Here is a 14,282-nt window from a genome sequence, read left to right as displayed (position 1 = left end):
TCGTACATACAGATTTATTCTTACTTATTATAACATGCTATGAAGAAACTAGCATCACTACATCGAGAATGGTCGAAACAAGTTGATAAGTGTGTTATAATTTGTCCGGTAGATTAACGAAAAGGATAACGAAAAGGAGTAAATGCATGTTACAAGTTACTGATGTAAGTTTACGATTTGGTGATCGTAAGCTATTTGAAGATGTAAATATTAAATTTACAGATGGCAATTGTTATGGATTAATAGGAGCTAATGGCGCAGGTAAATCAACGTTCTTAAAGATTTTATCGGGTGAATTAGACGCTCAAACTGGTCATGTTTCTATGGGGAAAGACGAACGTTTAGCAGTTTTAAAACAAGATCACTTTGCATTTGAAGATGAACGTGTAATTGATGTTGTTGTTAAAGGACACGAACGTTTATATGAAGTAATGAAAGAAAAAGATGAAATCTATATGAAACCAGACTTCAGTGATGAAGATGGTATTAGAGCTGCAGAACTAGAAGGCGAATTTGCTGAAATGGACGGCTGGAATGCTGAAGCAGATGCGGGTACCCTACTTTCTGGACTAGGTATCAAAGCAGACCTACAAGATAAAACAATGTCTGAATTAGAAAACAATCAAAAAGTTAAAGTGTTATTAGCACAAAGTCTTTTTGGTAAACCTGACGTATTATTACTAGATGAGCCTACCAATGGTTTAGATATCCCTGCAATAAGCTGGTTAGAAGATTTCTTAATTAATTTTGAAAACACAGTTATTGTTGTGTCTCATGATAGACACTTTTTAAATAATGTTTGTACGCATATTGCTGACTTAGATTATGGCAAAATTAAATTGTTTGTTGGTAACTATGATTTCTGGTACCAATCAAGTCAACTTGCTATGAAAATGGCTCAAGATCAAAACAAGAAAAAAGAAGAAAAAGTTAAAGAATTACAAGATTTCGTGGCACGTTTCTCTGCAAACGCCTCTAAATCAAAACAAGCAACAAGTCGTAAGAAACAATTAGAAAAAATCGAGATTGATGATATTCAACCTTCTTCTCGTCGTTATCCTTTTGTGAAATTCACACCTGAACGTGAAATTGGTAATGATTTATTACATGTCGACAATGTTTCTAAAACAATCGACGGCGTAAAGATATTAGATAATATTTCATTCTCTATGGATCCTAACGATAAAGCTGTATTAGTTGGTGATAGTGAATTTGCTAAATCAACATTACTTAAAATCTTAGCTGGTGAAATGGAACCAGATGAAGGTACAGTAAGATGGGGCGTAACAACTTCTCAAAGTTTCTTACCTAAAGATAACTCATTCTACTTCGATGGTGTAGATACAAACTTAGTTGACTGGTTACGTCAATACGCACCTGAAGATGAACAAACAGAGACATTTTTACGTGGCTTCCTAGGACGTATGCTATTTAGCGGTGAAGAAGTTAAGAAAAAAGCGAGTGTCTTATCTGGTGGAGAGAAAGTACGTTGTATGCTAAGTAAAATGATGTTATCAAGTTCTAACGTGTTATTACTGGATGAACCTACAAACCATTTAGACTTAGAAAGTATTACTGCAGTCAATGATGGCTTGAAATCATTCAAAGGTTCTATTATCTTTACATCTTATGACTTTGAATTCATCAATACGATTGCAAACCGTGTCATTGATTTAAATCCAACTGGTGGTCTTTCTAAAGAAACGACTTATAGAGCCTATTTAGAAGAAACTGGTGTATTAAAATAATAACCATGTGTTATTGATTTAAATATAACACAATAAATAAGCGGAGGCTGAGACGACGTAATCTTGTTAGAACAATTAGATTCCTGTCTTACTCCCCTCTTAAAATATAGGCACCCCAATACTATAAAGGTATTAGGGGTGTCTTTTTCATGTTCTTTTATCTTTATATGAGTTAAATCTATGAAATTGGTTGGTTGAATCATTTTATTGTTATTTAAAATTGTAGTGATTTGAGCTAACTACTTACAAATTAATAAAGCACTAGACGAAGACCTTAAGTTAAGGATGTCCCCCACTTTGTTCATCTTATTTAGGATGAAACGCCCCATTGTTTGGGCTAATTACTTTCAAAATGAATTTTTGAATTATATAATCATAATTAATTCAAATGAACGGAGGAGTTATTTCAATGGAAAATTTAAATATGATTGATGGACAACTTTTACCACAAATCGGTTTCGGTACATATAAATTAAATGGTGCGCAAGGCGTACATGCAATCGTTAATGCGTTAAATCAAGGATACAGAATCTTAGATACAGCCTATAACTATGAAAATGAAGGTACAGTGGGTAAAGCAATTGAACGAAGTCATGTTTCAAGAGATCAAATCATTGTCACTTCAAAATTACCAGGTCGTTATCAAGACTATGATGCAGCATTAACAGCTATACAAGAATCTATTTATCGATTAAATGTCGATTATATTGATTTATATTTAATTCATTGGCCAAACCCAAGACATAATAAATATGTTGAAGCTTGGCAAGCGATGATTGATGCTCAAAAAGCGGGACTGATTAAATCTATTGGTGTTTGTAATTTCTTACCAGAACACATTGAAAAATTAGAAAAAGAAACAGGTGTTTTACCTACTGTGAATCAGATTGAACTACACCCCTACTTTAATCAACAAGATATGGTTGAGTATAATGCTACAAAAGGTATTATTACAGAAGCGTGGAGTCCATTAGGTCGTGCATCTGAAGTAATAAAAGATAAAGATATCTCTGTAATTGCCGAAAAATATAATAAAACAATACCTCAAATTATATTAAGATGGCACGTTCAATTAGGTGTAGTACCAATTCCAAAATCTACTTCTATAACGAGACAAATTCAGAATCTAAATGTTTTTGATTTTAACTTAGAAGTTGAAGACGTAGAAAAGATAAACAACTTATCTCAAAAAGATGGTAGATTAAAAGGTCAAGACCCTGCAACATATGAAGAATTTTAAAATTGAAAATATCGGAAAATGATTCTCACTAAACAATTTTAATTATATTTACACTTATAACGTAAAATGTATAAATATAATGTTGTATTTTTCAGTAAATTTAAAAAACTTCATAAAAGCGGTTTACAGTACATATAAGCATATGTATAATATGAATCATCAACAAACAAAAATTAAATATGGTTTTGATGAGGCGCATCAATCATTAGTAAATATTAGAAGAACCTGCCTGCTAGCAGCTAATTTTGAAAGGGTGAGATGCCGAAATAGTTATAATAGCAGCTTATAACACGTTGGACTTTATGGTTAAGAGCTAAGAGTCTGTCATTATTGTAAGATAATGGAGTGCATCACTTGTATATAAATTATAGAACAAGTTCGCATCCCGAACTTGTTCTTTTTTTAATACTGTGATTCTCCCCTATTGATTGAGGAGGATATAGAATTGAACAGAAGTGTTTTGAAATTTGGAGGTTCTTCAGTAAGTGATTTTACCAAAATAAAAAATATAGCGGAAATGTTGAAAATAAGAGTTGATCAAGGTGAACAGCTTATTGTTGTTGTTAGTGCCATGGGCAAGACAACAGATGAGCTTATGGCTAATGTCTCTGCATTAACTACCAACCCTAAAGATCAAGAACTTGCACTATTATTAACTACGGGTGAACAACAGACAGTTTCTTACTTATCTATGGTTTTAAATGATATCGGTGTAAACGCCAAAGCGATGACCGGATATCAAGCGGGTATTAAGACAATTGGACATCATTTAAAAAGTCGAATAGCAGAAATTAATCCTGATACATTCGAAATCGCATTTACAGAAAATGATGTTTTGGTAGTTGCTGGTTTCCAAGGCATAAATGAATCGCTTGAAGTGACGACGTTAGGTCGAGGTGGTTCAGATACTACTGCTGTTGCCTTAGCAGCAAGTAACGACACGGCATGTGAGATTTATACCGATGTCGATGGTGTCTATGCTACTGACCCAAGATTATATAAAGAAGCAAAACGACTTGAATACGTTTCTTATGAAGAAATGATGGAGATGAGCGCATTAGGTGCAGGTGTGTTAGAAACAAGAAGCGTCGAATTAGCAAACAACTATAATATTCCGCTTTATTTGGGAAGAACTTTATCAAATGTGAAAGGAACATGGATTATGTCACAAGCAGAATTATTAGAAAAAAAAGCAGTTACAGGTGTGGCGTTAGATACACATATGATGCACGTTACAATTAGTTATCCCTTACCAGATAATAGATTACTTACTGAGCTTTTTACTCAATTGGAAGAAGGTTCAGTAAATGTTGATATGATTTCTCAGATTATTAACTTGGAAGGATTACAAATGTCCTTTACTATTAAAGATACAGATGCTTTTCAGATTTCAACAATATTAGAAACTTTAAAAGAACAATTTAATGCATTAGACTTCAAGATTAATGAAGAATACGTTAAAATCTCTTTAATTGGCTCTGGTATGCGTGATATTTCTGGTGTAGCATCAAAAGCATTCATTACTTTAATTGAAAACGATATTTCTTTTTATCAAACTACAACATCAGAAATAAGCATTTCATGTGTAATAGATGCTGAGAATGGCGAACGAGCTGTTCGAGCCCTTTATCAAGCTTTTGATATCTGAATTTTCGGAATATAATTAATATTTATTAAAATAATAAAAATGGAGTGTATGGTATATGACAAAATTAGCATTGGCAGGCGCAACAGGATTAGTAGGAAGAAAAATGTTAGAAACAATAGATCGCAAAGGCGTTGAATTTGATGAGTTAGTGTTGTTCTCTTCGGCTCGCTCAGCAGGTGAAAATATTGAATTTCAAGGTAAAAACTACACTGTTAGAGAATTGACGGAAGACGCAGCTAAGGAATCATTTGATTATGTATTAATGAGTGCTGGCGGTAGCACAAGTGAACACTTCTCCCCTATTTTTGAACAAGCGGGTGCAATTGTCATTGATAATTCAAGTCAATGGAGAATGACTGAAGGTGTAGACTTAATCGTTCCAGAGGTCAACGAGCCTGTATTAGATAGAAAAATTATTGCAAATCCAAATTGCTCAACAATACAATCAGTCGTACCACTTAAACCATTACAAGAACAATTTGGCTTGAAACGTGTTGCATATACGACATACCAAGCGGTTTCAGGTTCTGGGGTAAAAGGTAAACAAGATTTAACAGAAGGAGCAAATGGTAAAGCGCCTGAAGCATATCCACACCCTATTTATAATAATGTGTTACCCCATATAGATACTTTCCTTGAAGATGGGTATACAAAAGAAGAACAAAAAATGATAGACGAGACACGTAAAATCTTAAAAGATGATGAATTAAAAGTTACAGCTACTTGTGTACGTGTGCCAGTCCAAGACAGTCACAGTGTTCACATGAGTGTAACGTTAGAAAAAGAAGCTACAGTGAGTGCAATCCAAGAATTATTTGAAAATGATGACCGTGTGGTACTTGAAGATGATCCACAAAATAATGTATATCCATTAGCGATTAATTCTACTGACAGAGATGAAATCTTTGTAGGACGTATTCGCCGTGATGAAACATTAGATAATACATTCCACGTATGGTGTACTTCTGACAACTTATTGAAAGGTGCGGCATTGAATGCAGTGCAAATACTTGAACAAGTTATGAGTTTGAAAGGAGTAAAATAATATGGGACATATTTTTGAAGGCGTAGGTGTCGCTTTAACAACACCTTTTACACACAATGAAGTAGATTATGATGCACTTAGAAGACATTTGAAATATTTAATTGAAAATGATGTGAAATCGATTGTTGTAAATGGTACTACAGCTGAAAATCCAGCATTAACTGATGGCGAAAAAGATCAAATACTAGAAGCAGTCGTAAATTATGTAGATGGACGCATTCCTGTAATTGCTGGAACAGGTACGAATAATACACAAAAATCAATTCAAGCTTCAGTTCGTGCTAAAGAAATGGGTGCAGATGCAATTATGCTGATCACGCCCTACTACAATAAGACGAATCAACGTGGTTTAATTGCTCATTTTACGAAAATAGCAGATGCAATTAAATTACCAGTCGTGTTATACAATGTGCCTTCTCGTACAAATATGACTATAGAACCAGATACAGTTGAAACATTAAGCAAGAATGAATATATTATTGCATTAAAAGATGCGACCAACGATTTTGAATATTTAGAAGAAGTAAAAAAACGTATCAATTTAAATGACTTTGCGCTTTATAGTGGTAATGATGACAATGTAGTTGACTATTTTAATAAAGATGGACATGGCGTTATCTCAGTAGTTGCTAACGTGATTCCAAAATCTTTTCAAGCGTTATACGATGCAAAACAAAATGGAGAAGATATTGAAAAACAATTCCAACCAATTCAAACATTGTTAGATGCATTAGCAGTGGATGTGAACCCTATTCCAGTGAAGGCACTCACAGCGGTAGAAGGTTTCGGAAATTATGAGGTGCGTTTACCACTTGTACCTTTAGAAGATGAAGACCGTAAAACGTTAGAAAATGCGTACGAACAATTTAAAGCAGGTGACAAAGCATGAAGATAGTATTAATAGGCTATGGTGCGATGAATCAACGTGTCGCAAGATTAGCTGAATCAAAAGGACATGAAATAATTGGTATTATTGTACGAGATGCTACCAAGGATTACCCGTACCCTACATTTGAACGTATTGCAGATGCTAAAGAAGCAGATGTTGCAATAGATTTCTCTAACCCAGAACTGTTATTACCATTATTGGATGAAGAGTTTAATTTACCATTAGTAATAGCAACGACTGGTGAAAAAGAAGAAATAATCAATAAACTTCAAGCGTTAAGTAATCAAATGCCAGTATTTTTCAGTGCGAATATGAGTTATGGTGTGCATGCTTTAACAAAAATTTTAGAAGCGGCAGTACCCCTATTACAAGATTTTGACATTGAACTTACGGAAGCACATCATAATAAAAAAGTGGATGCGCCAAGTGGTACATTAGTAAAATTATATGATGTGATTGATGACTTGCGACAAAAATCTACACCAGTCTATGATAGACATGAGCATACTGAAAAACGCACACAAGATGAAATCGGTATCCATTCCATTCGTGGTGGCACGATTGTAGGAGAACATGACGTGCTATTTGCTGGTACTGATGAGACAATAGAGATTACGCATCGAGCACAGTCAAAAGATATTTTTGCAAATGGTGCAATTGGTGCAGCAGAAAAATTAATCAATAAGGCAAATGACTATTATACATTTGATAACCTATAAAAACTAAGGAGCGTATTAAATTATGGTACAACATTTAACGGCAGAAGAAATTATTAAATATATTAGTGATGCAAAGAAATCTACACCCTTAAAGGTTTATATTAATGGGAATTTTGAAAATGTAACCTTCCCTGATAGTTTCAAAGTGTTTGGTTCACCTGATTCAAAAGTTGTTTTCTGTGAAGCGGATGAATGGAAAACATTCTACGAAGCGAATCAATCTAGCATTGAAACAATAGAAGTTGAAATGGATCGTCGTAATTCGGCTATTCCATTAAAAGATTTAACTAACACAAATGCACGTATTGAACCAGGCGCTTTCATTCGTGAACAAGCTATTATTGAAGATGGCGCAGTGATTATGATGGGCGCAACAATTAATATTGGTGCTGTAGTTGGTGAAGGTACAATGGTAGATATGAATGCAACACTTGGCGGCCGTGCAACTACTGGTAAAAATGTACATGTTGGTGCAGGCTCAGTATTAGCTGGTGTCATTGAACCACCTAGTGCTTCACCAGTAGTAATCGAAGATGATGTACTTATTGGTGCGAATGCAGTTATTCTTGAAGGTGTTCGTGTCGGTAAAGGCTCTATTGTGGCTGCAGGTGCAATTGTAACGCAAGACGTGCCAGCTGGATCAGTTGTTGCAGGTACACCTGCTAAAGTGATTAAACAGACAAGTGAAGTTGAAGATTCAAAACGTGAAATCGTTTCAGCTTTAAGAAAATTGAATGACTAAAGCTGAAATTTCATGCAATTTCCACTTTTACTAAGTTAGTTATTGTTCCAAATAAATAAGGACTATACTTCTTAGTACGAACATCTATAAATATTAATGTAGGAGGTTTAAGACGAGACAAGATGTAATTAATGATGGCGTTTATAACTTTTAAAAAGTTGCTATCCATTATACATTGATAAATCCGTCTTACCTCCTCATTTTTTTAATATTATATTTTTCGCTTTTTTATACATATAAATAAAGGACTTTAGAATAAAGTCTGAAGTTAATTAATAAAACTAAAAGGATTTGATTTTAAATGAATGAATTAGAATTCGTAACAACACATAGACGTCATTTGCATCAAAACCCAGAGTTAAGTCTACATGAATATGAGACTACTACCTATATTGCTGCTTTCTTAGATGAATTAGGAATCAGTTATGAACGCCCTCTTGATACAGGATTAGTTGCTTATCTACCTGGGAACGGCGAGCATACGATAGCTTATCGTGCAGATATTGATGCATTACCTATTTTCGAAGAAAACGATGTAGCTTACAAAAGTTTAACAGATAATGTGATGCATGCTTGCGGACATGATGGGCACACTACTGCGTTAATGCTGTTTGTTAAACGATGTAAAGCGATGGCTGACCAAGGAACGTTACCGCAAAGTATTGTTTTTATATTTCAACCTGCTGAAGAAACAGGTGGCGGTGCAAATCGATTAATTCGTGCTGGTGCCTTTAAAAATTATGATATTGAAGCCGTGTTTGGTATTCATGTTATGCCCTTTGAAAATGAAGGCAAAGTTGTTATTCGAGATGAAGAAATAACGGCAAGTGCTACGGAATATAGATTTTATTTAAATGGCCTTTCAAGTCATGTTGCAGATAAAGAACAAGGACATTCTTGTGGAGAAGCATTACAGCATGTATTAAGCCAAGTGGGACAAATTCAACAATATCATTTGAACGGTTTAAAACGAAATATTGTCCATATGGGTCATTTTGAAGCTGGAGAAGCGATTAATACTGTCCCTAGTCATGGTTATTTAGAAGGTACAATCAGAACATATGATGTTCATGACTTAGAAATCGTAAAACAACAAATGGCCAAAATTGCTGAAAGTGTAAGCTTATTATTTAATGTAGAATGTGAAGTTAAGTTTGAAGAAGGTTACCCGCCTACTTATAATGATCCATTACTACGTAAACATGTTGAACATGGATTAGATAATGCAGATTTTGAAATTATAGATAAACCTACGCCTTATTTATTTGGTGAAGATTTCAGTTTTTATAGTCAACTTGCACCGAGTTATTTTGTATTTGTCGGTGTACGTGATGAAGCGAAGGGTTATGTGACTGGCTTACATACTGCTCATTTAAATTTTAATGAATATATGCTCATACGTATTGCAGATTATTATGAACAACTTCTAAAATCCTACAGCGAGGTGCGTGTACAATGACAGCCATTTGGTCAGTAGACACAGAGAAATTTTATGAAAATGCAGTAAATGTAGCGCAAGACAACCAGCTCATGGCAGTAGTTAAAAATAATGCTTATCATTACGGTTTAGAATTTGCTGTTCAACAATTCAAAAAAGTTGGTATTCAAACTTTTAGTACAACTTCTTTAAGGGAAGCAATTCGAATTCGTAAACTTGCGCCCGATGCTACGATATTTTTAATGAATGCAGTTTATGAATTCGATAAATTACGTGCTTATCATATTCAGATGACTTTACCTTCTCTAGATTTCTATTATGAACATGTAGAAGATTTATATGATATTCAAGTTCATTTAGAATATGAAAATTTATTACATCGTTCAGGATTAAAATCAATTGCAGAAATGAGAGAAGTCCTTATACATCATGCGCAAAATAAAAATGAACAGCGTATGATAATAACTGGCCTATGGACACACTTTGGATATGCAGACGAATTTGATGTTCCGGATTATGAAATTGAGCGAAAAGCATGGTTAGATCTTGTAGATACGTTATTAACTGACGGTTATCAGTTTGATCTAATTCATGCGCAAAATAGTGCGAGTTACTATCGAGAAGATGGTGTTTTCCCCCATCATACACATGCGCGTGTTGGCATTGCATTGTACGGTTCAAGACCCTATAGTGATGTAGAGGAAACAGAAATTAAACAATCATTAACTGTGAAAGGTAATGTCATTCAAGTACGTGAAGTTAATCAGGGAGATTACTGTGGGTATAGTTTTGCTTATGAAGCTACGCAAGATGAAACAAGATTAGCAGTCGTAGATGTTGGTTATGGCGATGGTATACTTAAATCAAGAGCACAACATGAAGCATTGATTAACGGTAAACGCTACCCTATACGTGCGTTAATGATGAGTCATATGTTTGTGGAAGTAGATAGCAATGTTCGTGCACAAGATGAAGTGATACTATATAATAACGATATACGCGTAGATGAGTTCACATTTAAGGGTGTGGGCGCAAATTCTGAACAATTAAGCGCGATGAATCATGACTCACTAATAAAGGAGTATAGATAAATTATGGTAGTAGAATACAATGATAAAGGAGAGCTTACAATTGGAGGTACAAGCCTCAAAACGATAGCACAAAGTTTTGGGACGCCTACAATTGTTTATGATGAAACTCAAATTAGAACGCAAATGAGACGTTTTCACGAAGCTTTTCAAAAGAGCGAATTAAACTATAATATTTCATATGCTTCTAAAGCATTTACTTGTTTACAAATGGTTAAATTAGTAGAAGAAGAAGGACTCGAATTAGATGTAGTATCTGAAGGTGAATTATACACAGCACTAGCTGCTGGTTTTGATGCGCAACACATACATTTTCATGGTAATAATAAGACAAAACGTGAAATCCAATATGCCTTAGAAAGTAAAGTGGGTTATATCGTTATTGACTCTTTAGAAGAAATTGATCTTATTAACCGTTATGCAAGTGAAGAAGTGAATGTAGTGTTAAGGTTAAATCCTGGAGTTGAAGCACATACACATGAGTTTATTCAAACTGGACAAGAAGATAGTAAATTTGGCTTGTCTATCAAACATGGTTTGGCGATTGAAGGTGTCAAAAAAGTTAAAGATGCTAAGCGCTTAAATCTTAAAGGTGTTCACTTCCATGTTGGTTCTCAAATTGAAGGTGCTGAAGCTATGATTGAAACTACTAAATTAGTTGTTCAATGGCTGAAAGAAAATGATATTCAAATAGAATTAATCAATTTAGGTGGCGGCTTTAGTATTAAGTACGTTGAAGGCGATGTGAGCTTCCCTATCGAAGATGGTATTGCAGAAATAACTGAAGCAATTAAAACGATAGCACAAGAAGCTGATTACCCTATTCCAGAAATTGGTATTGAACCTGGACGTTCAATTGTTGGTGAAGCAGGGATTACTTTATATGAAGTAGGTACAATTAAAGATATCCCTAATGTAAATAAATATGTGTCTATCGATGGTGGCATGAGTGATCATATTCGTACCTCTCTCTATGATGCGAAATATGAAGCTCTACTGGTCAATCGAAATGATCCAAAGGATGAAACTGTAACGCTGGCAGGTAAATTATGTGAATCTGGAGATATTATTATCAAAGATGCACAATTGCCAAGTACAGTTAAACGTGGCGATTATTTAGCTATTTTATCAACTGGTGCTTATCATTATTCAATGGCATCAAATTATAACCAAATGCAGAAACCGTCCGTATTTTTCTTAAAAGATGGTAAGGCAAGAGAAGTTATTAAACGTCAATCATTGCGTCAATTAATCATTAATGATACAAAATAAATGATTATATAAGAAAAAAGGTTGTTAGCTATTCCCTACTGGGCATGTTAACAACCTTTTTTATGTTTTTTAAATGGTGTTTTAAGCGTTTTAAACAAACAATATAAAGTTCTGGATTATTTGGTCATGATTATAATTGAAAGCTCTTTAAATGCCTGTATTGAATGAATATATGTATATTGAAGACATTAAGAACCTCTAACCTTAAAAGTAATCTTGGAAAATATTAGAAATTTACATGTTAAGCGCATGCATTAAGGCGCCCTAACATGTTGAAAATGTAACCTTAAAAGCATGCGCTTAACATGTCTTGCGCATGCATTAAGAAAGACTAACTCGATTTCATCGACAGAAATAAAGGTTTACATGCTTGTCGCATGCATTAAGGCGCCCTAACATATTGAAAATGTAAAGGCGCCTATATAAAAAAAAGAACCTTTGACAAGGTTCTTTTTTACATAAAGTCAATATAGCAATCTATATTATAGTTTAGCAACGTTTGCAGCTTGAGGACCGCGGTCGCCTTCAACTACTTCAAATTCAACTGATTGACCTTCTTCTAATGATTTGTATCCTTCTTGGTTAATTGCTGAGAAGTGTACGAACACGTCGTTTTCTCCTTCAACTTCGATAAAACCAAAACCTTTTTCGGCGTTAAACCATTTTACTGTACCTTGTTTCATAACTGTGAAACCTCCAAGACTAATATTCATTCAATATGCGTTATTCGCATATTACAAAAAATACAATTTCACAGTTTAAGTCTGTTAGTACAATATTCTTTGCAATATGGAATAAAACTATTGCTTGACTAATAGTATAAAGCAATTTAAATAAAATTGCAATACAAATCTGAATAAACTGTTTATTCAACAATAGGTAATTTATAATATACTTCATTATTATTTAAAACAATAAAACTATAGAATATTTGTAAATCTTCATCGCAATCTTCACAAAACCCTAAATCGCAATTATTATAAAACGCATGAATATTATATTTACCAACTAAATAATTATCATAATCTTTTTTACATTTTAAAATGATTGATTGGTATTGGCTTAACATCTCGTTATATGTCTCAAAATTATGTTGTTCTACGATATGATCAGTCCAGTCACTAAATAACCACCAGCCTTCATAATCGGCCCGAATTTTTGCAACTGTCCACATTTTCTTTCACCCTTTCATAGTCAGCTCAAAAATATTTTCAAAACATTTAAATATCGTGTTCAAAATTTTAAGCTTAATAGAACAAGTTGATTATACTTATGTATGGTCTTCATACATTCGCTCTAAATAAAATCCCCCACGTTTATAAATAGATATGAATAGAACTAGTTATATACTTTATATAATTTAATTAGAGTCGCACAATTTGTCTATGAGTAATATTTTAACTAGATAATATACAAAATCAAGTTATCTGACTCATACTTTTGGCCTATATACATCAGTTGCTCAAACGTAAATATTAGTTTTGTGGCCTAAAATTTCGTATAATACTAATAAGAGGTGATAATATGCAGTGCAAACATGTTAAAGTATTTGGAATGGTGCAAGGTGTAGGTTTCCGATACTATACACAGAAGATAGCTAGAAAGTATAATATTGTGGGCACAGTTGAGAATATTGATGATTATGTTGATATTTATGCGCAAGGAAATGAAAAAGCATTAACTTCGTTTTTAAATGCGGTTATAGACGGTGCGTCACCTGCCTCGCATGTTGAAGATTATACTATAGAAGAATTAAATATTGATGAAACATTAAAGGATTTTAAAACTATATAAAGGAAGATGAAGTTTGAGATATACTATTTCACGTATTTTTGGGACAATTATAGCTTTTCCAGTAGCAGTTATCGCATGGTTTACTAGTGTTTTTGCTCTAGATATTTATGTTATATTTGATTTTCTTATTTCTGCGGTAACGTTTTTGGCAATTTACTTCCCTACTCAACGTTTAACTTCTAGAAAATATTTAAATGAAATTGGTCTGTCACGTCGTGATTATCATTTTGTAAATAGCCAGTTAAACAATGCACAAGATAAGATTAGAAGAATTTTGAAAACATTTGTAAATGTGAGATCTATTAAAGATTTTAAACAAGTGAATGAAATATACCGAATTTCTCGTGCAATTTATTTTGCAGTGAAACAACAACCGGGTTCATTTTTCAAAGTAGAAGGTTTCTTCTATTCACATATTGATAATGCATTGAATTTAATTGAAGCATATACAAGATTATCTAAGTCACCTAAAAAATCTAAAGAAGAAAAACAAAAATTAGAACAAACAAGAATTACTTTAGACGAAGTGAAAAGAACTTTAGTTGCTGACTTGAAGAGAATTAATAACGAAGACTATAGCCAGTTAGATATAGAGATGGAATTAAACAAAATGGAACAGAAAAGAAATAAATAACATAGAATTAAGAATGGAGAGAAAT

14 protein-coding genes and 1 riboswitch are annotated in these 14,282 nt (G+C 33.5%); of the genes, 12 read left to right on the top strand and 2 right to left on the bottom strand.

The window, feature by feature from the left end:
* Positions 1-146: 146 nt before the first annotated feature.
* The 10 genes from SOJ_RS08435 (at position 147) to lysA (ending at position 11,829) form a co-directional block, all read left to right on the top strand.
* Entirely contained in the window at positions 147-1,748 is a 1,602-nt protein-coding gene (locus tag SOJ_RS08435; protein ID WP_002507649.1) for an ABC-F family ATP-binding cassette domain-containing protein, read from the top strand.
* Positions 1,749-2,157: 409 nt separating this feature from the next.
* Positions 2,158-2,988, top strand: coding sequence for an aldo/keto reductase (locus SOJ_RS08430; RefSeq protein WP_002507648.1), 831 nt, complete (start codon positions 2,158-2,160; stop codon positions 2,986-2,988).
* 180 nt (positions 2,989-3,168) lie between these two features.
* Positions 3,169-3,347: riboswitch (Lysine riboswitch) on the top strand.
* A gap of 86 nt (positions 3,348-3,433) precedes the next feature.
* Positions 3,434-4,636, top strand: a complete 1,203-nt coding sequence (locus SOJ_RS08425) for an aspartate kinase (RefSeq protein ID WP_002507647.1) — start codon at positions 3,434-3,436, stop codon at positions 4,634-4,636.
* 55 nt (positions 4,637-4,691) lie between these two features.
* On the top strand, positions 4,692-5,681 hold the full coding sequence (locus tag SOJ_RS08420; protein ID WP_002507646.1) for an aspartate-semialdehyde dehydrogenase: 990 nt from the start codon (positions 4,692-4,694) through the stop codon (positions 5,679-5,681).
* Position 5,682: 1 nt separating this feature from the next.
* The gene (gene dapA / locus SOJ_RS08415) at positions 5,683-6,570 is read left to right on the top strand and encodes a 4-hydroxy-tetrahydrodipicolinate synthase (RefSeq protein WP_002507645.1); all 888 of its coding nucleotides are present in this window, start codon (positions 5,683-5,685) and stop codon (positions 6,568-6,570) included.
* Positions 6,567-7,289 (top strand): 4-hydroxy-tetrahydrodipicolinate reductase, encoded by a 723-nt coding sequence (gene dapB / locus SOJ_RS08410; protein WP_002507644.1) that lies wholly within the window; start codon positions 6,567-6,569, stop codon positions 7,287-7,289. The genes dapA and dapB overlap by 4 nt, the downstream gene beginning before the upstream one ends.
* Positions 7,290-7,311: 22 nt before the next feature.
* Positions 7,312-8,031 (top strand): 2,3,4,5-tetrahydropyridine-2,6-dicarboxylate N-acetyltransferase, encoded by a 720-nt coding sequence (dapD, locus tag SOJ_RS08405; protein WP_002507643.1) that lies wholly within the window; start codon positions 7,312-7,314, stop codon positions 8,029-8,031.
* A gap of 301 nt (positions 8,032-8,332) precedes the next feature.
* On the top strand, positions 8,333-9,490 hold the full coding sequence (locus SOJ_RS08400; RefSeq protein WP_002507642.1) for a M20 metallopeptidase family protein: 1,158 nt from the start codon (positions 8,333-8,335) through the stop codon (positions 9,488-9,490).
* Positions 9,487-10,560: an alanine racemase gene (locus SOJ_RS08395; RefSeq protein WP_002507641.1), complete on the top strand. Its 1,074-nt coding sequence runs from the start codon at positions 9,487-9,489 to the stop codon at positions 10,558-10,560. Before SOJ_RS08400 ends, SOJ_RS08395 begins: the two co-directional genes overlap by 4 nt.
* A 3-nt stretch (positions 10,561-10,563) precedes the next feature.
* On the top strand, positions 10,564-11,829 hold the full coding sequence (lysA, locus tag SOJ_RS08390; RefSeq protein ID WP_002507640.1) for a diaminopimelate decarboxylase: 1,266 nt from the start codon (positions 10,564-10,566) through the stop codon (positions 11,827-11,829).
* Positions 11,830-12,311: 482 nt separating this feature from the next.
* Here the strand turns inward: lysA and cspA are convergent, their stop codons facing one another.
* Entirely contained in the window at positions 12,312-12,512 is a 201-nt protein-coding gene (gene cspA / locus SOJ_RS08385; protein WP_002507639.1) for a cold shock protein CspA, read from the bottom strand.
* A 182-nt stretch (positions 12,513-12,694) separates the two neighbouring features.
* Positions 12,695-13,003 carry a regulatory protein MsaA gene (gene msaA, locus SOJ_RS08380; protein ID WP_002507638.1) on the bottom strand — a complete coding sequence of 103 codons (309 nt, stop codon included), beginning with the start codon at positions 13,001-13,003 and terminating at the stop codon, positions 12,695-12,697.
* A 350-nt stretch (positions 13,004-13,353) separates the two neighbouring features.
* Between msaA and SOJ_RS08375 the strand changes: the two genes are divergently transcribed.
* Positions 13,354-13,623, top strand: a complete 270-nt coding sequence (locus SOJ_RS08375) for an acylphosphatase (protein ID WP_002507637.1) — start codon at positions 13,354-13,356, stop codon at positions 13,621-13,623.
* A gap of 13 nt (positions 13,624-13,636) precedes the next feature.
* Positions 13,637-14,257 carry a 5-bromo-4-chloroindolyl phosphate hydrolysis family protein gene (locus tag SOJ_RS08370; protein WP_002507636.1) on the top strand — a complete coding sequence of 207 codons (621 nt, stop codon included), beginning with the start codon at positions 13,637-13,639 and terminating at the stop codon, positions 14,255-14,257.
* Positions 14,258-14,282: the final 25 nt, after the last annotated feature.

It is taken from the genome of Staphylococcus sp. OJ82, assembly GCF_000294465.1.
GTDB classification, from domain to species: domain Bacteria; phylum Bacillota; class Bacilli; order Staphylococcales; family Staphylococcaceae; genus Staphylococcus; species Staphylococcus equorum.
The sequence above is the reverse complement of the archived record's forward strand: the minus strand, read 5'-3'. Positions and strand labels throughout refer to the sequence as shown.

Coding starts and splice junctions, on each gene's coding strand:
- SOJ_RS08435 (WP_002507649.1), top strand. CDS start 147: ATGTTACAAGTTACTGATGTAAGTTTACGATTTGGTGATCGTAAGCTA.
- SOJ_RS08430 (WP_002507648.1), top strand. CDS start 2,158: ATGGAAAATTTAAATATGATTGATGGACAACTTTTACCACAAATCGGT.
- SOJ_RS08420 (WP_002507646.1), top strand. CDS start 4,692: ATGACAAAATTAGCATTGGCAGGCGCAACAGGATTAGTAGGAAGAAAA.
- dapA (WP_002507645.1), top strand. CDS start 5,683: ATGGGACATATTTTTGAAGGCGTAGGTGTCGCTTTAACAACACCTTTT.
- dapB (WP_002507644.1), top strand. CDS start 6,567: ATGAAGATAGTATTAATAGGCTATGGTGCGATGAATCAACGTGTCGCA.
- dapD (WP_002507643.1), top strand. CDS start 7,312: ATGGTACAACATTTAACGGCAGAAGAAATTATTAAATATATTAGTGAT.
- SOJ_RS08400 (WP_002507642.1), top strand. CDS start 8,333: ATGAATGAATTAGAATTCGTAACAACACATAGACGTCATTTGCATCAA.
- SOJ_RS08395 (WP_002507641.1), top strand. CDS start 9,487: ATGACAGCCATTTGGTCAGTAGACACAGAGAAATTTTATGAAAATGCA.
- lysA (WP_002507640.1), top strand. CDS start 10,564: ATGGTAGTAGAATACAATGATAAAGGAGAGCTTACAATTGGAGGTACA.
- cspA (WP_002507639.1), bottom strand. CDS start 12,512: ATGAAACAAGGTACAGTAAAATGGTTTAACGCCGAAAAAGGTTTTGGT.
- msaA (WP_002507638.1), bottom strand. CDS start 13,003: ATGTGGACAGTTGCAAAAATTCGGGCCGATTATGAAGGCTGGTGGTTA.
- SOJ_RS08375 (WP_002507637.1), top strand. CDS start 13,354: ATGCAGTGCAAACATGTTAAAGTATTTGGAATGGTGCAAGGTGTAGGT.